At 52.9% G+C, this 21,187-nt stretch carries 14 protein-coding genes; all 14 read left to right on the plus strand.

Annotated features, from left to right (window positions below; translation table 11 throughout):
* Positions 1-149: 149 nt before the first annotated feature.
* The 14 genes from BR86_RS0102085 (at position 150) to BR86_RS0102160 (ending at position 21,101) form a co-directional block, all read left to right on the plus strand.
* Positions 150-1,517 carry an MATE family efflux transporter gene (locus BR86_RS0102085; RefSeq protein WP_038287599.1) on the plus strand — a complete coding sequence of 456 codons (1,368 nt, stop codon included), beginning with the start codon at positions 150-152 and terminating at the stop codon, positions 1,515-1,517.
* 114 nt (positions 1,518-1,631) lie between these two features.
* Positions 1,632-2,201 (plus strand): hypothetical protein, encoded by a 570-nt coding sequence (locus BR86_RS0102090; protein WP_031471354.1) that lies wholly within the window; start codon positions 1,632-1,634, stop codon positions 2,199-2,201.
* 214 nt (positions 2,202-2,415) lie between these two features.
* Positions 2,416-3,267 (plus strand): YitT family protein, encoded by an 852-nt coding sequence (locus tag BR86_RS0102095; RefSeq protein ID WP_031471355.1) that lies wholly within the window; start codon positions 2,416-2,418, stop codon positions 3,265-3,267.
* A 139-nt stretch (positions 3,268-3,406) separates the two neighbouring features.
* Positions 3,407-4,012 (plus strand): DUF5684 domain-containing protein, encoded by a 606-nt coding sequence (locus BR86_RS14990; protein ID WP_143099296.1) that lies wholly within the window; start codon positions 3,407-3,409, stop codon positions 4,010-4,012.
* Positions 3,997-6,450 carry an ATP-dependent DNA helicase gene (locus BR86_RS0102105; RefSeq protein ID WP_075034402.1) on the plus strand — a complete coding sequence of 818 codons (2,454 nt, stop codon included), beginning with the start codon at positions 3,997-3,999 and terminating at the stop codon, positions 6,448-6,450. The genes BR86_RS14990 and BR86_RS0102105 overlap by 16 nt, the downstream gene beginning before the upstream one ends.
* 218 nt (positions 6,451-6,668) lie before the next feature.
* Complete coding sequence (locus BR86_RS0102110; RefSeq protein ID WP_081843963.1) at positions 6,669-7,337, plus strand: sigma-70 domain-containing protein; 669 nt, start codon at positions 6,669-6,671, stop codon at positions 7,335-7,337.
* 430 nt (positions 7,338-7,767) lie between these two features.
* Positions 7,768-8,460 carry a histidine phosphatase family protein gene (locus BR86_RS0102115; RefSeq protein WP_051684524.1) on the plus strand — a complete coding sequence of 231 codons (693 nt, stop codon included), beginning with the start codon at positions 7,768-7,770 and terminating at the stop codon, positions 8,458-8,460.
* 181 nt (positions 8,461-8,641) lie between these two features.
* Positions 8,642-12,403, plus strand: a complete 3,762-nt coding sequence (locus BR86_RS0102120) for a phosphoribosylformylglycinamidine synthase (protein WP_031471360.1) — start codon at positions 8,642-8,644, stop codon at positions 12,401-12,403.
* A gap of 503 nt (positions 12,404-12,906) precedes the next feature.
* Positions 12,907-14,130 (plus strand): N-acetylmuramoyl-L-alanine amidase family protein, encoded by a 1,224-nt coding sequence (locus tag BR86_RS0102130; protein ID WP_051684525.1) that lies wholly within the window; start codon positions 12,907-12,909, stop codon positions 14,128-14,130.
* Between the two features lie 274 nt (positions 14,131-14,404).
* Positions 14,405-15,745, plus strand: coding sequence for a BaiN/RdsA family NAD(P)/FAD-dependent oxidoreductase (locus BR86_RS0102135; RefSeq protein ID WP_031471362.1), 1,341 nt, complete (start codon positions 14,405-14,407; stop codon positions 15,743-15,745).
* A gap of 244 nt (positions 15,746-15,989) precedes the next feature.
* A complete protein-coding gene (locus tag BR86_RS0102145) occupies positions 15,990-17,276 on the plus strand; it encodes a sensor histidine kinase (RefSeq protein WP_031471364.1) in 1,287 nt (428 codons plus the stop codon).
* 62 nt (positions 17,277-17,338) lie between these two features.
* Entirely contained in the window at positions 17,339-18,133 is a 795-nt protein-coding gene (locus BR86_RS0102150) for a response regulator (protein ID WP_031471365.1), read from the plus strand.
* A gap of 287 nt (positions 18,134-18,420) precedes the next feature.
* Complete coding sequence (trpS, locus tag BR86_RS0102155) at positions 18,421-19,584, plus strand: tryptophan--tRNA ligase (RefSeq protein WP_051684556.1); 1,164 nt, start codon at positions 18,421-18,423, stop codon at positions 19,582-19,584.
* Positions 19,585-19,904: 320 nt separating this feature from the next.
* On the plus strand, positions 19,905-21,101 hold the full coding sequence (locus BR86_RS0102160) for a pyridoxal-dependent decarboxylase (RefSeq protein ID WP_161767259.1): 1,197 nt from the start codon (positions 19,905-19,907) through the stop codon (positions 21,099-21,101).
* Positions 21,102-21,187: the final 86 nt, after the last annotated feature.

The raw sequence follows: 21,187 nt of genomic DNA on the forward strand, positions 1-21,187 counted from the left end.
ACGCTTTCCAGGTTTCGAGCGCTTCGCGGCAGTCGCCAGGATCTCACCGGGGGCGATGAGGCGCCGAAGTCTGCGTTCTTTTCTCGAAAATGAAGGGATGGGGCGCTGAAATCTGACGGCGGACATTATTATGGAGGTGTTTCACGGATATGGTTAAGAATATGACAGAGGGAAATCCTCTGAAACTGATCCTGGAATTTTCGTTTCCCCTTCTATTGGGAAACCTGTTCCAGCAGACTTATAATGTTGTGGATTCGGCGATCGTCGGCCGGACACTTGGAGCGGATGCACTCGGCGCGGTGGGATCCACGGCCAGCGTACAGTTTCTGGTGCTCGGATTCTGTATCGGAATCTGCTCCGGCTTTGCCATTCCGGTGGCGCAGCGGTTCGGTGCGGGAGATTTGCGGGGTATGCGGAGAGATATCTTTCATAGTGAGATTTTGACGGCTGTCTGTGCGCTGATTCTCACCGTGGTGTGCTCGCTTTTCTGCGGGAATATCCTGCATCTTCTCCAGGTTCCGGACAATATCTTTGACGATTCGTACCGGTATCTTCTGGTGATTTTTCTCGGTATTCCGTTTACTCTTTTATATAATCTGCTGTCCAGTATGCTCCGGGCCGTCGGCGACAGCCGTGCGCCGTTCCTGTTCCTGGCGTTTTCGGCGTTTCTGAATATTCTTCTGGATCTATTCTGCATTCTGGTTCTGAAGATGGGGTGCGCGGGAGCGGCGGCTGCCACCGTCATCTCGCAGGCAGTCTCCGGTGTGCTGTGTTTTTGCTTTATTCAGAAGAAAGTACCGACGCTGCAGCTGGCTGCGGAGGACCGGCAGTTTTACGCTGATCGGGCGCTGCGTCTGTTTGCGATGGGCGCACCCATGGGTCTGCAGTATTCCATCACGGCGATCGGAAGCATGGTCATGCAGGCATCCGTCAATGCGCTTGGCAGCATTTATGTATCCGGTTTTACCGCCGGCATGAAGATCAAACAGTTTGCACTCGGCCCGTTTGACGCGGTTGCCACCGGCGTCTCCACCTTCTCCGGACAGAATTACGGCGCCGGAGAGGAGGCACGTGTGCGCAGGGGAATCCGGATCGGTGTCGTGATCTGTGTGATCTATGCGATCGTCATGGGAATCTTTATGATTTTCGGTGGCCGTTTCGGCTCGCTTCTTTTTGTGAGCGCCGATGAGGGCGCGGTTCTCGATGCTTCGGCCCAGTATCTGCGGTGCATCGGATTCATGCTCTGGCTGCTCGCCTTTCTCAATGTCTGCCGTATGAGTACGCAGGCTCTCGGCTTCTCGGGAAGAGCGATTTTCTCCGGCGTGGTCGAAATGTTTGCGAGAGTCGGTGTCTGCCTGCTGGCTGCGCCGAAATTCGGATGGAATGCGATCTGCTGGGCGGATCAGGCAGCGTGGATTTCTGCGAGCTGCTACATTGTCCCGACCTGTATCTGGTGTATCGGAACGATGCACAGGCGGAAAGACGATCCGAGGGATCTGCATCACGAAGTGGATTAAATACATTTTAAAACTTAGTTTTTCGGTGTAGAATACAGTCATGGTCCGAAAATGAATCCCATGATAGGAACATGGATGAGGAGTTCCGTTTACCGACGGGGAAGGAAGGCTGAAATGGAAAAACTGACACTGGAAGAGGCAAAGCGGCTGAATGACACCATGGTTTCGGAGGAATCTCTGAAGCTTCATGCGGCCAATGTGTCCGCGGCGATGGGGGCGATGGCGGAACATTTCGGGGAAGATAAGGAACACTGGGAGGCGGTCGGCTATCTTCACGATTATGATTATGAAAAGTATCCCGAGGAGCATCTTTTGCATACCGAAGAACCCTTGCGTGCGGCCGGCGTTCCGGAGGAAGACATCCGGGCGATTCTCTGTCACGGATATACCATCCGAAATGATGTAAAACCGGAAAACAACATGGAAAAGAGTCTTTTTACCGTGGATGAGCTGACCGGAATCGTTCAGGCGGCGGCCCGGATGCGGCCGAACGGCATCACGGATCTGGAAGTGAAGAGTTTTATGAAGAAGTGGAAGGATAAGAAGTTTGCGGCAAAATGCAACCGTGAGCTGATCCTGTCCGGCTGCGAACTTCTCGGGATGGATCTTAAAGATGTGGCGGCAATCGTCATTGAGGGGATGAAGGCTCATGCGGAAGAACTTCATCTGACGGGAACGCAGTAAAACGTCAGATGAAGCAGCGTCAGCGGATACAGCGTCGCCGGATGAGCGTCAGCGGATGCAGAGTCAGCGGATACAGCGTCGCCGGATGAGCGTCACCGGAAGCAGCGTCACCGGATGAGCACAAGTGCTCGACCGGATCGTGATTTTCGTGGTATAATCAATTCTTGCCGTGCCGTATTCCGGTGCGGAATACAAGAATGAAGGAGTACCACCTATGAACAAAACCTATACCGCGGTCAAGGAGGTCGCGGCGATGACAGTAGCAGTGCTGATTATCGCGTCGGCCGTTTTTTTCTTTCTGATTCCGAGCCATGCGTCGGTCAGCAGCATCTCCGGTCTCGCGATGATCCTCGCGAATTTTATTCCGTTTCAGATCTCGGCGATCACAATGGCGCTGAACGTTCTTCTGCTGATCGTCGGATTTTTTCTCTGCGGTAAAGATTTCGGCGCAAAGACCGTTTACACGTCGATTCTCCTGCCGCTGTTTCTTGCCATGTTTGAGCGGATCTTTCCGGACAATGTGTCCATTACAGGCGACGCATTTCTCGATGTCATCTGCTATACCTTTACGGTCAGCATCGGCCTCTGCATTCTCTTCAATATGAATGCGTCTTCCGGCGGTCTCGACATTGTCGCAAAGATCATGAATATCTATCTGCATATCGATCTCGGAAAGGCGATGTCGCTTTCCGGAATGGCGGTTGCGCTCAGCTCGGCCTTCGTCTATGACAAGAAGACCGTGGTTCTCAGCGTGCTCGGAACATATCTCAACGGACTGATTCTGGATCATTTCATCTTCGGACAGACCATCAAACGCCGTGTATGCATTGTGTCCATGAACAAGGAAGAGGAGATCCGCCAGTGGATTCTTCACACCCTTCACAGCGGCGCAACGCTCTATGACGCCATCGGCGCATACAATCTCGAGGTGCACAAAGAGATCATCGCGATTGTGGACAAGCCGGAGTATCAGAAACTGATGGCATATCTCCGGAAGACGGACCCGGATGCTTTTGTGACGGTGTACAACGTGAGCGAGATCATCTACAAGCCGAAGGTGTATTGATTTACGGAACGGCATTCTTTCACCGGAAACCGGATGGAGAGGGGAACCCGTGACAGGGGCTCACAGTTGTAAAATGTGCGAATCATGGTATCATAAAAGTACAGAAATGAAATGACAGGACATGCCGGAGGTGACAATTATGAATATAATACCTGCAGGATCCTTTGCCGGCATAACCGCAGCAGAGGCACTGACGATGACAAGGGCGATTCTGCCGGAACTGGCGCTCGCACTGCTGTTTATCTATATTGCAAAGTGGAAAATCTTCCGCAGAGCCGGGTTTGCGGGATGGAAGTGCCTGATCCCGTTTTACGGCGGATATCTGACCTACAAGATCGGATGGAGAGGAAAATATTACTGGTACAGCGTCGCCATGACGGTTCTGATGCTGGCGAACCATGTGATGATCAATCCACGTGGGAGTCTGTACCTTACGGTGCTCCAGTCGGCCATTGACTTTGTGACGATTGCACTGAACATCGGAATCTATCCGATGCTTGCCGTTAAGTTTGACTATAAACTGTTTTTTATGATCGGCTCGATTCTCTTTACCGAGGCGTTTCTACTGTTTATTGCGTGGGGCAAACACGCCTATTCCGGCAATCCCGACGAGGGCATTGCACCGGAGCCGGGGTACTGCGCTCCCGCGGAACCGCCGAAGAGACGCCGGTTGGAAGACGACGATGACGATGATTTTTACAATGATGAGGACGGAGGACACGGCGGCATATGGCCCTGGAACTGAATGACAGATCCGTGCGGATTTCTGTCCGGAGACTGGTGGAGTTTCTTCTTCGTTCCGGCGACCTCGATAACCGGATCACCGGCGCGGCGAAGGTCGATGCGATGGCGGAGGGGAGCCGTATTCACCGGAAGATACAGAAAGCCCAGAAGGCGGAATACCGTGCCGAAGTGCCGCTGAAACAGACTTTTGTACGGGCTGGATTTGACATTGCGGTGGAAGGCCGTGCGGATGGAATATTTCCGCATGACGGACACGAAATAATTGATGAGATCAAGGGTGTTTACACAGATGTCCTTGCGATGGAGGCACCGGTTCCGGTGCACCTTGCGCAGGCGAAGTGTTACGCCCTTTTTTATGCGATGGATCAGGATCTCGAAGAAGTGGGCGTCCGCATGACGTACTGCAATCTGGATGCGGAAGAAGAGATCCGATTTTTTGAAGAGATTTATTCTGTTCCGGCACTTGCCGGGTGGTTTGAGGATCTCCTGTCACAGCTTCTTCGCTGGGTGAAATATCTGTATGAAGCCCGGATGGCGCGAAATGCGTCCATCCGTCCTCTGGAATTTCCGTTTTCGTACCGGGAAGGGCAGCGGGATCTCGCGGTTTCGGTATACCGGACCGTGGAGAGAGCACGAAGGCTCTTTATCCAGGCACCGACCGGGATCGGAAAGACCATGTCGGTTCTCTATCCCAGCGTGAAGGCGATGGGCGAGGGTCTTGCGGACCGGATCTTTTACCTGACGGCAAAGACGATCACGCGCACGGCGGCCGAGGAAGCGTTGCGGACACTCCGGGGAAAAGGTCTTTCCTTTTCCGCGGTTACGCTGACGGCAAAAGAGAAAATGTGCGTTCTCGAAAAACCGGACTGTAACCCGGTGGCCTGTCCGAGGGCCAGGGGGCATTTTGACCGAGTGGGAGAAGCGGTCTATGATGTGATCACCCATGAAAAAGAGATCACGCGGGATGTGATTTGTGCCTATGCGGAAAAGCATCAGGTCTGCCCTTTTGAGTTTTCGCTGGATATCACGGATTTCTGCGACGGTATCATCGGAGATTACAATTATGTGTTTGATCCCGATGTCCGCCTTGCACGATTTTTTGCGGATGCACCGAAGGAAAAATATGTCTTTCTGATCGATGAGGCGCATAATCTTCCGGCCCGCGCCCGGGAAATGTACAGCGCGACATTGACGAAAGAGGACATTCTCGCCACCAGGCGGCTTTTTGGAAAAAAGAAGACCCGGCTGACCAGAGATCTGGACAGTCTCAACCGCAGAATGCTGGAACTCAAGCGCTGCTGCACGGAAGAATTCTCTGCGGTTGATGACATTGCCGATCTGATCGGGGATGCGGATACGCTGTATTCGTCCATGCAGAAATACGCTGATCAGCATCCGGAGTTTGAGGGACGGGACGAGTTCATGGAGTTTTATTTTGAACTCCGGTCGTTCCTGAATACATGGTCGCTGGTGGATGAGCATTACCGGATCTACTCAGAGATTGACCGGGAGGGGAGATTCCGGGTGCGGCTCTTTTGCGTGAATCCGGTCAAAAATCTGGGGAACTGTCTCGAACAGGCTTCCGCGGCGGTGTTTTTCTCGGCGACGCTGATCCCGCTTCCGTATTACCGGGAACTGTTGAGCAATCAGGAGGAAGATTACACAGTCTATGTGAATTCGCCGTTCCCGCAGAAAAACCGGCTCCTTCTTCTGGGAAGTGATGTGACGAGCCGGTACCGGAGTCGAGGAGAGGACGAATACCGGAAGATTGCCGAATACATCCGGACTGTTGTGCGGGCAAAGCGGGGAAATTATATCGTCTTTTTCCCGTCCTACTTCTTTATGGAGCAGGTGTCCGCTGCATTCGGCGATGAACCCGATACGGAGATTGTTCTGCAGAGGCGTTCCATGGGGGAACAAGACCGGGAAGCGTTTCTGCGGGCGTTCGAGAAAGAGCGGGACGGAAGCTTTGCCGCGTTCTGCGTGATGGGCGGAATTTTTTCGGAAGGAATCGATCTGACGGAAGAGCGGCTCATCGGAACGGTGATCGTCGGAACGGGACTCCCGATGGTCTGCACGGAGCAGAACGTATTGCAGGAATATTTCGATCGGGACGGAAAGAGCGGTTTTGCGTTTGCCTATCAGTATCCGGGGATGACAAAGGTACTGCAGGCGGCAGGGCGCGTGATCCGGACCATGAATGACCGGGGCGTGATCGTTCTTCTGGACGACCGGTTTACTCATTACGAATACCGGGCCATGTTCCCGCGGGAGTGGAATGATGCAAAGCCCGTGCAGATCCGGACGATCGGGGAAGCGCTGGACCGCTTCTGGAACGGCCTGGATCAAAAGGGCGAACGGCGCGGAAACGACGGACAGGGCGGAGCGGATTCTGTGACGGAGGAGATCGAGTATGTGCCGTTTGAAGAATCGATATGAGAACCGGTTTGAAAGCCGGTAGGAGAACCGGTACAATAGTCGGTCCGGGAACCGGTATGAGAGCCAGTACGGGAACCGGTACAATAGCCGGTATGAGAGCCGGCCGGATATGGTTTCCGGAATGAGAGAGAACCGGTCCGGAACGATTGCAAGTTGCAATTAACGCCGGAATGTAGTATAAAGTACCTCGACGGCAGAAACGAAATGAGGAATCAGGAATGTCAGTAAGAAACGAAAACAACGGGCAGACACTGGAGGAATTTGTTCAGGAGCTTGCTCAGAACGACGATATTTATGAGCCGGAGAAGATGACCGGGGATGACTTTTTCAAGATGTATCTCGATGAGCTGAAGGATGTTCCGAAGCTTGGTCTTGAAGAAGAGAAAGAGATTCTTGACCGGATTCAGAACGGTACCGCCGGAAAAAGCGACACTCAGAGACTGACAGAGGGCAAACTGTCGGCTGCGCTCGAGATTGCGAGAACATTTGAGAATCAGGGCGTTCATATCAATGACCTCGTGCAGGAGGCAAGCGTTGCCATTCTGATGGCGGCGGCTGAGTACGACGGCGGCGATTTTGACGGGCAGATGGAGAAGAAGATCCGTGAGAGCCTGGAGGCGCTGATCGAAGAGCAGAAGCGCGAGAAGACCATCGAAGAGGACATGAGAGCCAGAGTCAATGTTCTGAAGGATATCTCTGCCGCAATGGCGAAGGAACTTGACCGTGCACCGACCGTGCCGGAACTCGCACAGAAAATGAAGATGACCGAGGATGAGATCCACGATATCATGAAGGAAATGCTGAATGCCATGAGTGTAAAGAGCGCAGAGGGGCAGGCAGGATTCTACGGCGGCGGGCAGAGTCCGTCCGGAAATCAGGAAGAATAAGGAATAGCGGAAGCAGTCAGAATGTTCCGGTTCGGCAAGAACCCGGGACATTTTGGCTGCTGTTTTTGTGGTAGGGGACATTTCTCCGAAAAACTATATCACATAAGCCACGAGTCGCGCGATCGTTTACGCTCATGTGGCGACGGCATGACATAACGGTCGCGTAGCGGCTGTTATACCACAACAACTAAACTCGATCTGCGTCTCCGACTTGATCTCGTTAAGGGTTTGGTATTAGTTCTACTAAGCTCGCTTTGCTCGCTAAGTAGAAGCTATTATACCACAGGAACGATCCTCTGGGATGCACACGCCGAGGAGCGGAAGGTGCCGCCGATCGGTGATCGGCGGCGCGAAAAGTCCGGCGACCTCCTCTCAGGAATGAGGGAGTGACACAGAAGCCGGCTGGAATACTTTGGTTTGGGAGAACACGATGTTTTTTTATTTGTTACGGCACGGTCAGACGGACTGGAATATACAGAAAAAAGTTCAGGGCAGAACCGATATCCCGCTCAACGGAGCCGGAATCCGTCAGGCGGAAAAGATGGCGGAGGCGATGGACGGGATCCCGCTGAGCGGGATCTGGGCGAGCACGCTGGTGCGCGCAGCCGAGACGGCGGAAATCCTTCAGAAACGCCGGGAAAAACGGGGCGAAGAGATCCGCCTTGTGCTTCTTCCGGAACTGAAGGAGGTGGCGTTCGGCGACTGGGAAGGAAAAACACTGAAAGAAGTGGAGAAGCTTTTCCCGGAAGACTATCACCGGTGGACCGAAAATCCGGCGTTTCAGACGCCGACCGGCGGCGAGAAGAGAGAGGAACTGACAAAACGGGCGGCGGACGCGGTGGAGAAGATGGTAAAGAGCCTGAAGGACTCCGGAAAAGCGGGTAAGAAAGACGCAGCAGCGATCGTTGCCCACGGCGGTATTCTGGTCTATGTCATCGCGTACCTTCTCCGGAAGGAGACCGAGCGCCGCGAGATCATCGTGGAAAATGCAAGCATCACGAAGGTGGAGTACGATCCCGAAACCGGGACCGGACGTCTCGTCTTCATGAATGATATATCCCATCTGTCACAGGATGAGAGGACACCATGGAAAGCGGATTTACGGGAAAAGGAGGGAGAATAATAGCGGTTTAATGTAGCAAAACAAACGACAATTCAGAGAAAATAGTGACAAAATGATCATACTCAACAGAATTTTATTGGATTAAAAAACAATATCCGATTTCACAAAACTATGCTATATTACGATGAGAAAGTGATCACCAGCAGACCGGCGAAAAGCCGGAAGAAAGGCAGGAACAAAAATGAGCGTTAAGCGCGTGTTTGTCGAGAAGAAACCGGGATTCAATGTCAGATCCATGGAGCTTGCGGAAGAGATCAGAAGCTATCTGAACATCACCACGGTAACGAAAGTCCGGGAGCTGATCCGGTATGACATGGAAAATGTCTCCGATGAAGTATATGGACAGGCGCTGAAAACCATTTTCTCCGAGCCGCCCATCGACACTGTCTATGAGGAAGAATTCCCGCATGAGGAAAGTGATATCATCTTCACCGTCGAGGCGCTGCCGGGCCAGTTTGACCAGAGAGCGGATTCCGCGGAGCAGTGCGTAAAGCTTCTCAAAAATGATGAAAATCCGGTGATCCGCACCGCAACCGCCTATGTTCTGTCCGGAACACTGGACGAGACGCAGCTGGCTGCCGTCAAGTCACTGGTAATCAATCCGGTCGACTCGAGAGAAGATAAAAATCCGAAGCCGGAAACGCTGGTGCAGAAGTTCGAGGAACCGGCGGATGTCGAGATTCTTGCCGGGTTCCGTGACGAGAGCGATGAGGATTTCAAACGCCGCTACGATTCCCTGAATCTTGCGATGACCTACCGAGATTTCCTCTTTATCCGCGATTATTTCCGGAATGAGGAGAAGCGCGATCCGTCCATCACCGAGATCCGTGTTCTCGATACCTACTGGTCCGATCACTGCCGTCATACCACATTTTCCACGGAACTCAAGGACGTTGAATTCACGAAGGGTGATTACAACGACGCGATGGAGAAGACCTGGAAAATGTACCAGGATGACTTTGAGGAAATCTACAGCGGCAGAGATGACAAATATCACTGCCTGATGGACATGGCCTGCCTTGCGGCCAAAAAGCTGAAGAGAGAGGGAAAACTTACCGATCAGGAAGAGTCGGAGGAGATCAATGCCTGCAGCATCATCGTTCCGGTGATGATCGACGGCGAGGAAGAAGAGTGGCTGATCAACTTCAAGAATGAGACGCACAACCATCCGACCGAGATCGAGCCTTTCGGCGGAGCGGCAACCTGTCTCGGCGGCGCGATCCGTGACCCGCTGTCCGGCCGTACTTATGTATACCAGGCAATGCGCATCACCGGCGCGGCGGATCCGACCAGACCGCTCTCGGAGACCATGAAGGGCAAGCTTCCGCAGAAGAAGATCTGCCGTGACGCGGCAAGAGGATATTCTTCCTATGGAAACCAGATCGGTCTTGCCACCGGTTATGTAAAGGAAATCTATCATCCGAACTTTGCGGCAAAACGCATGGAGCTCGGCGCGGTTATGGCTGCGGCACCGAGAGCGAACGTGACCCGCGCCACATCCGATCCGGGAGATGTGATCGTTCTTCTCGGCGGACGCACCGGCCGTGACGGAATCGGCGGCGCTACCGGCGCGTCCAAGGCACACACCGAGGAATCCATTGACACCTGCGGGGCAGAGGTTCAGAAGGGCAATGCGCCGACCGAGCGCAAGCTTCAGAGACTCTTCCGCCGTCCGGAAGTCAGTGTGATCATCAAGAAGTGCAACGACTTCGGTGCAGGCGGTGTATCGGTTGCGATCGGTGAGCTTGCCGCCGGTCTGGATATCGATCTCGACAAGGTTCCGAAGAAATATGCCGGCCTCGACGGAACAGAGCTTGCCATCTCCGAGTCCCAGGAGCGTATGGCGCTGGTGGTTTCTCCGGAAAATGTGGATAAAATGCTGCAGTATGCGGCGGAGGAGAATCTGGAAGCGGTTCCGGTTGCGGTTGTGACCGAGGATCCGAGACTGGTTCTCAAGTGGAGAGGAAAGACCATCGTTGACCTCAGCCGTGCGTTCCTTGATACCAACGGTGCGCATCAGGAGACGAAGGTTATCGTCGAGGTTCCGACGAGCGAGGGCAGCCCGTTCGGCAGAAAGCCGGTATCTGATGTGAAGAAGACATGGCTTTCCATGCTTTCTTCCCTGAATGTATGTTCCCAGAAGGGCCTGGTGGAAATGTTCGACTCCACCATCGGCGATGCGACGATCGAGATGCCGTACGGCGGTCTCCATCAGATGACGGAGACACAGGCCATGCTGGCAAAACTTCCGACCGGAAGCCGCAAGTGCGACGCGGTTACCATGATGGCCTACGGCTATGATCCGTATCTGTCCAACTGGAGCCCGTATCACGGCGCCCAGTTCGCCGTTCTGGATTCCGTGGCGAAGATCGTGGCAAACGGCGGTGATTTCCGTAAGATCCATTTTACCTATCAGGAATATTTCAAGAAGATGACTGGCGATCCGGCACGCTGGGGCGCACCGTTCTCCGCACTTCTCGGCGCATATGAGTCACAGAATGCGCTGGGCCTCGGCTCCATCGGCGGAAAGGATTCTTCCTCCGGAAGCTTTGAGGATGAGGCGGGAGAGATCAATGTTCCGAACACTCTGGTCTCCTTCGCGGTCGATGTCACGGACACGAGGCATGTGGTTACGCCGGAGTTCAAGAAAGCGGGCAGCGTGATCGTCCGCTGCCGTGCAGAGCGTGACGGAAACGATCTTCCGATGTATGACCGCATCATGGATGCGTACGACATGGTTCACATGGACATGAGCCAGGGACGCATCATTTCCGCGTACGCGGTCGGAGCAAACGGCCCGGCGGAAGCGGTGTCCAAGATGGCCTTCGGCAATGCGTTCGGCGTCCGGATCGAGAATTCCGTCGATGCGGCAGACTTCTTTGCACCGGCGTGGGGCGATCTCGTCTGCGAGGTTCCGGCCGGCATGGCAGAGGAACTGGCGGGCGACTATGAAGTGATCGGTGAGGTGACCGATGACGGAACCTTTGTCTTCGGCGATGTCGTGATCACAATGGAAGAGGCTCTCGCAAACTGGACCGGTACACTGGAAAAAGTTTATCCGACTCATACGGACCGGAAGCCGGTTCCGGTGAGAGACGATGAGTATCGGACTGACAAGATCTATATCTGCAATCACAAGGTGGCAAAGCCGAAGGTATTTATTCCGGCGATGCCGGGAACCAACTGCGAGTACGACACGGCAAAAGCGTTCGAACTCGCCGGAGCAGAGCCGGTGGTACGCATTTTCCGCAACAGGAATGCCTCGGATATCGCGGATTCTCTCGAGGAGTTCCGCAAGTGCATCCGCGAGTCTCAGATCCTGATGTTCCCGGGCGGTTTCTCCGGCGGCGACGAGCCGGACGGCTCCGCGAAGTTCTTTGCGACGGTATTCCGCAACGAGCTTCTGAAGAACGAAGTCATGGATCTGTATCAGAATCGCGACGGCCTGATTCTCGGAATCTGCAACGGTTTCCAGACACTGATCAAGCTCGGACTTGTGCCGAACGGCGAGATTTCCGCGCAGCAGGAGAATTCTCCGACGCTGGCGAGAAATGTCATCGGCCGTCACCTGTCCCGCATGGTCTATCTGAAGATGGTTTCCAACAAGTCTCCGTGGCTTCAGGGCTGCTCTTTTGACCGTGTATACGCCAATGCGATCTCCCACGGTGAGGGACGTTTTGTGGCGGATGCGGAATGGGTTGAGAAGCTCTACGCGAACGGACAGGTGGCAATCCAGTACGTGGATCCGGACGGCAATCCGACCATGGACGAGACCTGGAATCCGAACGGCTCCACGATGGCGATCGAGGCGATTACCAGCCCGGACGGCCGGATTCTCGGAAAGATGGGCCATCCGGAGCGCTCTCTGGACGGTACCTTTGTCAATACCTGGCATTCTTCGGATATGAACATCTTCCGCAGCGGTGTTCAGTACTTTAAATAAGAACCGGAATGATCCGTCCTCAGGAAGGGGAACCATCGGCAGGAATCGGATCGGACCGGTGAAATGCGGATAAAATGTGTGAGAACACGGAAAAACGTATATGACCGGAACCGGGGCGGGATCATCAAAGGATCCCGCCCCGAGTTTTCTATCATGGAAAGTGCTCCGCCAACGAAGATGTCATCTTACGGTGACCGGCGGCGCGCAAAGTTCGCAAGCTTCCCTCAGGAGTGAGGGGAGGGGAGACGATGTCCGCTTGCGGACTTTGTTTATATTTTTGAAAGATTGCGACGATATAATATTGCAGAGACGATCGTTCGAATTGCGGGAAAATGGCCAGAGTTCGAAGGAATTAATGTTTCGTGTCGGGCGGAATCCGGGAATCGTGCTTCGCCCGTTTGTAAGACAAATGTAAATGCGGGGAATAATTTTGTTAAACTCTTTGTGTTAGGATAAAAAGAAAACGATACAGGATAGGATACCATCCGGAGAGAGGAGACGTTATGAAATTCACATTCAGCGTGAAGAAGGCGCTTGTAATGGCGATGGCGGCCGCTGCGGTATTCGCGGTATCGGTGCCGGTCTACGCCGCCAGCAAAAAAAAGGAGATTTCCGTGGTGCATTTTAAAGTCAACACGAAGGAAATCTTTGACGGAGATACCGACCGCATTGAAGAGGATGAGCTGAGCACCGATATGGTCAACATCAAGGATGATGCGCCGTATTCGCTGGAAAAACTGGAGTTTGCCAACGGCGGTCCGTGGAAGATGGGACAGGAAAAAACAGTTTATGCCACACTTGAGATCAATGACACGGATTCCTACCGGTTTGCTTCCGGCTGGAGTGACAGCAACATCAAGATTGATGACGGAAGTTCATATGTTGCCTCGAAGAGCGCGAGCCGAAAGAATCAGTACACACTGAAGGTCAGCCTGAAACTGAAGGGAGTTGTCAATGATCTCGATGTGCCGGATGATCTGCACTGGAGCGGCAAGACCGGCAAATGGGACAAGGTTACGGGCGCAGAATACTATGAGGTAAAGCTTCTCCGTGACAGCAAGGCAGTCGGAACCTACAAGACCAAGAAGACGACATTTGATCTGTATCACGGCATGAAAAAAGAGGGCGATTATACCTTCCAGGTAAGAGCCATCAACAAGACCGCGAAGATCAACGGCGACTGGAGTGATGAGTCGAATGACCTCTGGATTTCCGACAGCAAAAAATATACCGGCAATGAAAAACTGAAAGATGATCTCAGCCCGGAGGAGGAGACGAGAACTGTTCCGACCGGCGACGGCCCGAGCGGAACTCTGAGCCCGAACGGAAAGATCGCGACCCAGGGATGGATTCAGGATCAGGCCGGATGGCGTTATCTGGAAGACGGATCGGCGGTGTCGAATTCCTGGAGATACATCGATGACAACTGGTATTACATGGATGGCAAGGGCTACATGGTTGCCGGCTGGCTGAACGACGGAACGGGATACTTCTATATGAATCCGGTATCCGACGGATATAAGGGCGCGATGAAGACCGGCTGGGTTCTGGATAATGAAAAGTGGTATTACATGAATCCGGTTTCGGACGGAACCCGCGGAAAAATGATGACGGGCTATCAGATGATCAACGGACGCTGGTATTTCTTCGATCCGACCAACGGCGAACTCTGGACAAGCCGCATGACACCGGACGGAAGATGGGCCGGAACAGACGGAACGCTGTAAGATAGAAGAACGGAAGATAACAAATGACAGGGATCTGCAGAAAAGCAATTTTCTGCAGATCTCTTTTTTCGGCACATATTGTTTCGGTATGGTATTTTGCAGTATGGCATTCTCTTTGAAATTCCCTGCCGCAAAACCACTTCGAAAAAAACTGTGAACTTTGTTGGTGCAGTGCCGGGAATTTCATGGTACATTATAACCTTGTCAGAGGATGACACGGCGAACGGAGGAAGGAGTGAACTCTGTCCGCTGATTTGAGAATAGAGGAAACAGTATGAAGAAAAGAGTCGTTATCGTCGGCGCGGGAGCGGCCGGCATGGCTGCGGCCATCGCTGCAGCGGAGACGGGAGCGGAGGTCACGCTTCTGGAAAAGAACGAAAAGACGGGAAAAAAGATCTATATCACCGGGAAGGGACGCTGCAATTTTACCAATGACTGCGATTTGGAGCAGTTTTTCCGCAAGGTGGTCAGCAATCCGCGATTCTTATACAGCAGCCTTTACGGGTTTACCAATCAGCAGATGATTGATTTTCTCGAAGGGGAGGGAATCCGGACAAAAGTCGAGCGCGGCGGAAGAGCATTTCCGCTGTCCGACCACGCATCGGATGTCACGAAAGCGCTGAACGGCCGCATGAAAAAGGCCGGTGTGAAGCTGTTCCTGAACACGGAAGTCACGGGGCTTCGCTTTGCGGATCTGGATGAACCGCTGGAACGAAAAGGAAAACGCATCGAACGGCGGGTATCCGGTGTAAAGGTCCGCGAGGTGCGGTGGTCCGGAACTTCCAAAGGACCGGTATCTGCTCCGGTTACCGGATCGGAGCGGGAAATTGCCGCAGACTGCGTGATCATCACAACGGGAGGTCTTTCCTATCCCAGCACCGGGTCCACCGGCGACGGATACGATTTTGCGCTGACGGCGGGACACAGTATTGTTCCCTGCAGCCCGAGTCTTGTTCCGTTTGAGACACAGGAACCGGTCGGCGACGAGCTGATGGGGCTTTCACTGAAAAATGTGGAGGCCGCGGTATATGACGGGAAAAAAGAGATTTTCCGGGAGTTCGGGGAAATGATGTTCACGCATTTCGGCGTGACGGGACCGATCATTCTCTCCGCCAGCGCCTACTCGGCGAAACGGATTCGGAAGAACCCGCTGAAACTAATTCTGGATCTGAAGCCGGCACTGAGTGAACAGCAGCTGGATGACCGGATTCTGCGGGACTTTGACGGTGAAAAGAACAGGGAATACCGCAACAGTCTGTCGCATCTTTTTCCGGCGAGACTGGCTCCGGTAATGGTGCGCCGTTCCGGGATCGATCCGTACAAAAAGGTCAATGAAGTCACCCGCGAAGAGAGAAGAAAACTGGTGCAGGTGACCAAACATTTTGAGCTGACGCTGACGGGGCTTCGCGGGTATAATGAGGCGATCGTCACGCAGGGTGGAGTGAGTGTAAAAGAGGTCGATCCGTCCACCATGGAATCCAAACTGATGCCGGGGCTGTATTTTGCCGGTGAAGTGCTGGATCTGGATGCCGAGACGGGGGGATACAATCTTCAGATTGCCTGGTCGACCGGCGTTCTTGCCGGAAGAAGCGCTGCGGCTGCGGAAAACATCTGACGCTGGGGAAACGTCGGAAGGCGGGTTAAAATCTGACGTCCGGTGAAATGTCGGATGCCCGGGAAAAATCTGACATCCGAAAAACGGCCTGTGCGGAAGAAACCGGATCATCACGGACCGGATTCTGGACAGGCAATCGCCGGATATGTATTCTATATGCAAGTATTCTGTGATGAACAGCATTTGCCAGTGACCGCAAAATGCTGTAAAATAAGTATTATTATGGCAGCAAAGGATGGCTGATTTGGAAGTAAAACAGATCGTGATGGCGACCATGGAGATATGGGCCGCTATTGTCACCGCAATTGCATTATTCTGGGCATTGATATCCCGAAAACAACTCGGCGAGAAAGGTCGACTGATCGTCGAGCTGTTTCTGTGCACATCCGTCTGGCTGATCGCGGATGCGGCAGCGTGGATGTTCCGTGGGAATGTTTCGGCTCTCGGATATTACAGTGTCCGGATCAGCAACTTCTTTTCCTTTGTCATGCCTCATATTCTGATCGCTGTCTATGCCGTCTATGTCTCCCGCTATATCGGAGACGAAGATTACTGGATGCCAAAGGTGCATTTTATCGCAACCATCGGCATTGTCATGGTGATCGTCAACCAGTTCTGGCCGGTCTTTTATTCGTTTGACTTACAGAACCGCTACTACCGGCTTCCAATGTTCTGGCTGATCGATGTACCCGGTCTGGCCAGTTCGACTTACATGGAATATAAACTCTTCCGGAAACGGGCGGTTGCGGGGGAGTCGTTTTCGTATCTGTTTACCTTCTATGCGCTTCCGTTTCTTGCAACCCTGGTACAGGCGGTGATTTACGGTTACTCCTTCCTGAACATTGCGGTCACGGTCTCCGTGATTCTGTTGTTTCTTCATCTTCTCAGGGAACAGAATAATCTCTATATCCGGCAGTACGATGAGATGATGAGGCAGAAGGAAGAACTGCAGGATATGCGATTTCGCCTTGTGAAATCACAGGTTCAGCCGCATTTTATCTTCAACTGTCTGAACTCGATCTATTTTCTCTGCGATTCCGATCCGCAGAAAGCGAAGAGTGCGGTGGGAATCTTTTCGAAATTCCTCCGCGGAAGTCTGAAGATTCTGGACAGCGACGAGACGATTCCGTTTTCCATGGAGATCGAGCATGTGGAACAATACCTCCGGCTGGAACAGATGCGGTTTGAAGACCGGATTCGCGTGGAGGAAGATATCCGTGAATGGGAGTTTGACATACCGGCTCTCGCGGTTCAGGTTCTGGTGGAAAATGCGGTCAAGCATGGGATCTGCAAAAAGCCGGAAGGCGGCACCCTGAAGATACAGGTTTTTCGCAGGGACGATCAGGCAGTGGTGCGGGTCGAGGACGACGGCATCGGTTTTGACATGACGAAGGTCGGATCAGATTCCACGGGGCTGCGCACGAGCCGGACCCGGCTGCAGAACATGTGCGGCGGCACGCTTACCGTGGAGAGCACACCGGGAGTCGGCACGACCGCAGAGATCTGTGTGCCGATGAAGAATGGCCGGTGAGCTTTTGAAACTCAGTTTTACGCAGGAGAAGGCATAACTTCAGAAAAGCGGGGTTAGAATACATGAGATGTATGGTTGTGGACGATGAACGAATCTCCATGGAGGGAGAAATGAATGAGGTCCGCAAGGCAGTTCCGGACGCCGAGATCGTCGGCTTCCTGAATGCGGCGGAGGCGCTTTCTTATGCGGAAAAATACCCGATTGATGTGGCATTTCTGGATATTGAGATGGACTCGATGAACGGAATCGGACTTGCGGAACGGCTGGAGGAGATCCAGCCCCGGATCAATATCATTTTCGCGACGGGTTACGATTCCTACACGAAAAAGGCATTGGATCTTCATGTCAGCGGTTATCTGCTGAAGCCGATTTCGGTTGAGGATATCCGCAATGAGATGGCGCATCTGCGGTTTCCGGGCGGAGAGGTCAAACAGGATGCAATCCGCGTGCGCACGTTCGGCAATTTCGAGGTTTTTTCCGGCGATAAACCGGTGAAATTCAAGTACAACAAAACCAAGGAAATGTTCGCATATCTGATTGACCGCCGCGGTGCGGCCTGCTCGAACGGCGAGATTATCGGCATTCTCTGGGAGGACGATATGCCGGAGAGCAAATACTCGTATTTTGCAAACTGCAAATGGGATCTGGCGGAAACGCTCTCGGCTCACGGGGCAGGCGATGCTCTTATCAAGACACGCGGTCGGATCGGAATTGCGGTGGATAAGGTGGACTGCGATTTCTTCCGGTTTCTGAACGGGGAAAAAGATGCCCGGCAGAAATACTCCGGCGAGTACATGTCACAGTTCAGCTGGGCGGAGTACACGAACGGCTGGCTCTTACAGCATATGAAGGAGTGAGCTGCGGGAGCAGTCTGCAGGAGTGATCTCCATGAACAGTTTGCGGGAACAGCATTCGGGAATGAACTGCAGGAATGATCTGCAGGAATGATCTCCGGGAATAGCCTGTGGGAACAGTCTGTGGAGCAGTCTGCGGGAATGACTGGCAGGAATGACCGGCGCGGGTGAATTTAATGGCGCAAAGCGGATTCGATGTGGTATACTATCGAAGAATATGCCGCTTTTTCGAAAGACAAAAGAAAGACAAAAGCATCGATGATGCATTGGAATATGGAGGAAATACAGGAATGGAAGCAAAAGACTGCAAAAAAAAGATTATTCTCACGGGTGACCGTCCGACCGGAAAACTGCATCTCGGACATTATGTCGGCTCTCTCCAGAGACGCGTGGAGCTGCAAAATTCCGGAAAGTTCGACGAGATCAACATTCTCGTTGCCGACGATCAGGCGCTGACCGACAACTGGGATAATCCGAAGAAGATCCGCGACAACATCATTGAAGTGGCGCTGGATTATCTTTCCGTCGGCATTGACCCGGACAAATCGAATATCTGCATCCAGTCCGGCATTCCGGCCCTTCATGCACTGACGTTCTACTATATGAATCTCGTGACAACACAGAGACTTTCCAGAAATCCGACGGTAAAGACCGAGATGAAGCTGAGAGGTTTCAACGGAAATGACGATGTCGAAAACGAGGCGGGACTTCCGGCCGGATTCTTTACCTATCCGGTATCCCAGGCGGCCGATATCACCGCGTTCAAGGCGACGACCGTTCCGGTGGGCGAGGACCAGTCTCCGATGATCGAGCAGACCAGAGAGATCGTTCGCCGTTTCAATACAACATACAAGAAGGATATTCTTGTCGAGCCGGAGATTCTCCTGCCGGAGAATGAAGTTCAGAGAAGACTTCCGGGTCTGGACGGTCAGGCGAAGATGTCGAAGTCTCTGGGCAACTGCATTTTCCTCTGTGACGACAAGAAGACGGTGGAACAGAAGATCAAGAGCATGTACACCGATCCGCAGCACCTGAATGTGGCCGATCCGGGTCACGTGGAAGGCAATATGGTATTCACATACCTCGATGCGTTCTGCCGCGAAGACCAGTTTGCGGAGTATCTGCCGGAGTATCAGAATCTGGATGAGATGAAAGAGCATTACCACAAGGGCGGCCTGGGCGATATGAAGTGCAAGAAGTTCCTGATGAAGGTCATGGACGAGCTTCTCGCTCCGATCCGTGAGTCCCGCGCTAAATGGGAGGCCAACATCGGCGATGTCTATGACATCCTGAAGGCCGGCACCGACCATGCGGTAAAGACCACCAATGCAACGCTGAACGAGGTTCGCGGTGCGATGCGGATCGATTACTTTGACGACCGTTCCATCGTCGGCGACTGGGAAGAGTGGCTCAAGAGCGATGAGAGAATGCAGAGTCCGACGGTTCGCAGATAAAGACAGAAAGTTTCTTATGAAGACAGTACAGGGCACGGGATGCGTTATCCCGGGCCCTGTTTTTTGTTCGTATAACAGGCAATAAAACGACTGTTTTCGCGCAACATCGAAAAAAACGTCAACGTTTTTTTGCCCGTACTTTTCGTGGTATAACAGCCGCTTCGCGACTGTTATGTCATGCCGTCGCCACATGAGCGTAAACGCTCGCGTGGCTTATATGGTATAATGAAATCAGCCATAAAATCTGTTATTTCAGTGTGGAGCGGAGTCCGGAGAAATGCAGACGTATGACGGACATCCGGGAAAGGAGAACCGGAAATATGAAGGAAGAACAGATCCGAAGCACAGCGCCGGAAACAGATCCTTATATCGCAAGACTGGATGAGTTTGCCGGAGAGATCGTATCCCGAAAAATACATCAGTTCGGTTATCCGGCGGCGCAGAAAAGCCGTCTGGTCGAATTTTACAAATGGTTTATTGGAAGCGGGCTGAACCTTTCCATGGCCGATAATGCGGGGGATCCGTTTGCACAGCACGAAGGCATTCTGAATTCTTTGGATTTTGAACGGGAAGTGATCGAAACCTTCGGACCGCTGTATGGCTTTGACCTCTCGAATCTCTGGGGAATCGTTACCTTCAGCGGAACCGACGGCAACAACCACGGAATTTATTTTGGAGCGCGGTATCTGGAGAATTCCACCGGATCCCGGCCGGTTATGTATGTGTCCGATGCGGCTCATTATTCCGGCAGACGTCTGGCGGATCTGCAGAATCTGGAACTGAAGCTTATTCCCTCGGATGTTCACGGCTGCATGATTCCGGAAGAACTGGATAAGGCCATTCGCCCCGAGCGACCGGCTCTGGTTGTCTACGCCATGGGAACGACTTTTAAAGGGGGCGTGGATGATCAGGAAGCCCTGAACCGGGTACTGGCAAAGTATCCGGACACGCCGGTTTACCGTCATATTGACGCGGCGCTGTTCGGAGGATACCTTCCTTATACCGAATACCGGGATGTTTTGAACCGTAAGATTCAGCCCTATGATTCCATTGCCATCAGCGGACACAAGTTTTTCGGAATGGACGATCCGGCCGGGATCTTTCTGACCACGAAGGAGGTTCTGGATCGCCAGAAATCCTTTGAGATCTCTTATCTGAATGCCAATATGCCGATGGTCAACTGCACCAGATCCGCGATCTCTCCACTGAAATTCTGGTGGATTCTGAAGCATACGTCCCGGGCGGAGTTTGAGAAGATGACAGAAGAAATGCTGGACAATGCCCGATGGTTAAAAGAGCGGCTGGATGAGATGGAGTATCCGGCGTGGCTGGAACCCATGTCCAACACCGTCTATTTTAAACGTCCGCCTGAGGCAGTGTTTGAAAAATACGGTCTGGCGCCTGACCGCGATGAGCGTCTCGGAGGTGATCTGGCTCATATTGTGGTAATGCAGCATGTCACAAGGGAGAGACTTCGCACCTTTCTGGATGATCTGGTTTCGGCAGGTGATCGGTGACGGATTGGGAAAATGACATTTTAGAATAACAAAAAGAGCCGCTGATGGGGGTCAGCGGCTCTTTCTGTAGAAGAAGGTACTAAAAG

This window comes from [Clostridium] aminophilum DSM 10710, from assembly GCF_000711825.1.
GTDB classification, from domain to species: domain Bacteria; phylum Bacillota; class Clostridia; order Lachnospirales; family Lachnospiraceae; genus Clostridium_R; species Clostridium_R aminophilum.

What these genes read in the sequence shown, in the direction of transcription:
- BR86_RS0102115 (WP_051684524.1), top strand. Translation starts at nt 7,768, where the DNA reads ATGTTTTTTTATTTGTTACGGCACGGTCAGACGGACTGGAATATACAG.
- BR86_RS0102160 (WP_161767259.1), top strand. Translation starts at nt 19,905, where the DNA reads ATGAAGGAAGAACAGATCCGAAGCACAGCGCCGGAAACAGATCCTTAT.
- BR86_RS0102090 (WP_031471354.1), top strand. Translation starts at nt 1,632, where the DNA reads ATGGAAAAACTGACACTGGAAGAGGCAAAGCGGCTGAATGACACCATG.
- BR86_RS14990 (WP_143099296.1), top strand. Translation starts at nt 3,407, where the DNA reads ATGAATATAATACCTGCAGGATCCTTTGCCGGCATAACCGCAGCAGAG.
- BR86_RS0102110 (WP_081843963.1), top strand. Translation starts at nt 6,669, where the DNA reads ATGTCAGTAAGAAACGAAAACAACGGGCAGACACTGGAGGAATTTGTT.
- BR86_RS0102130 (WP_051684525.1), top strand. Translation starts at nt 12,907, where the DNA reads ATGAAATTCACATTCAGCGTGAAGAAGGCGCTTGTAATGGCGATGGCG.
- BR86_RS0102085 (WP_038287599.1), top strand. Translation starts at nt 150, where the DNA reads ATGGTTAAGAATATGACAGAGGGAAATCCTCTGAAACTGATCCTGGAA.
- BR86_RS0102150 (WP_031471365.1), top strand. Translation starts at nt 17,339, where the DNA reads ATGAGATGTATGGTTGTGGACGATGAACGAATCTCCATGGAGGGAGAA.
- BR86_RS0102105 (WP_075034402.1), top strand. Translation starts at nt 3,997, where the DNA reads ATGGCCCTGGAACTGAATGACAGATCCGTGCGGATTTCTGTCCGGAGA.
- BR86_RS0102120 (WP_031471360.1), top strand. Translation starts at nt 8,642, where the DNA reads ATGAGCGTTAAGCGCGTGTTTGTCGAGAAGAAACCGGGATTCAATGTC.
- BR86_RS0102095 (WP_031471355.1), top strand. Translation starts at nt 2,416, where the DNA reads ATGAACAAAACCTATACCGCGGTCAAGGAGGTCGCGGCGATGACAGTA.
- BR86_RS0102135 (WP_031471362.1), top strand. Translation starts at nt 14,405, where the DNA reads ATGAAGAAAAGAGTCGTTATCGTCGGCGCGGGAGCGGCCGGCATGGCT.
- trpS (WP_051684556.1), top strand. Translation starts at nt 18,421, where the DNA reads ATGGAAGCAAAAGACTGCAAAAAAAAGATTATTCTCACGGGTGACCGT.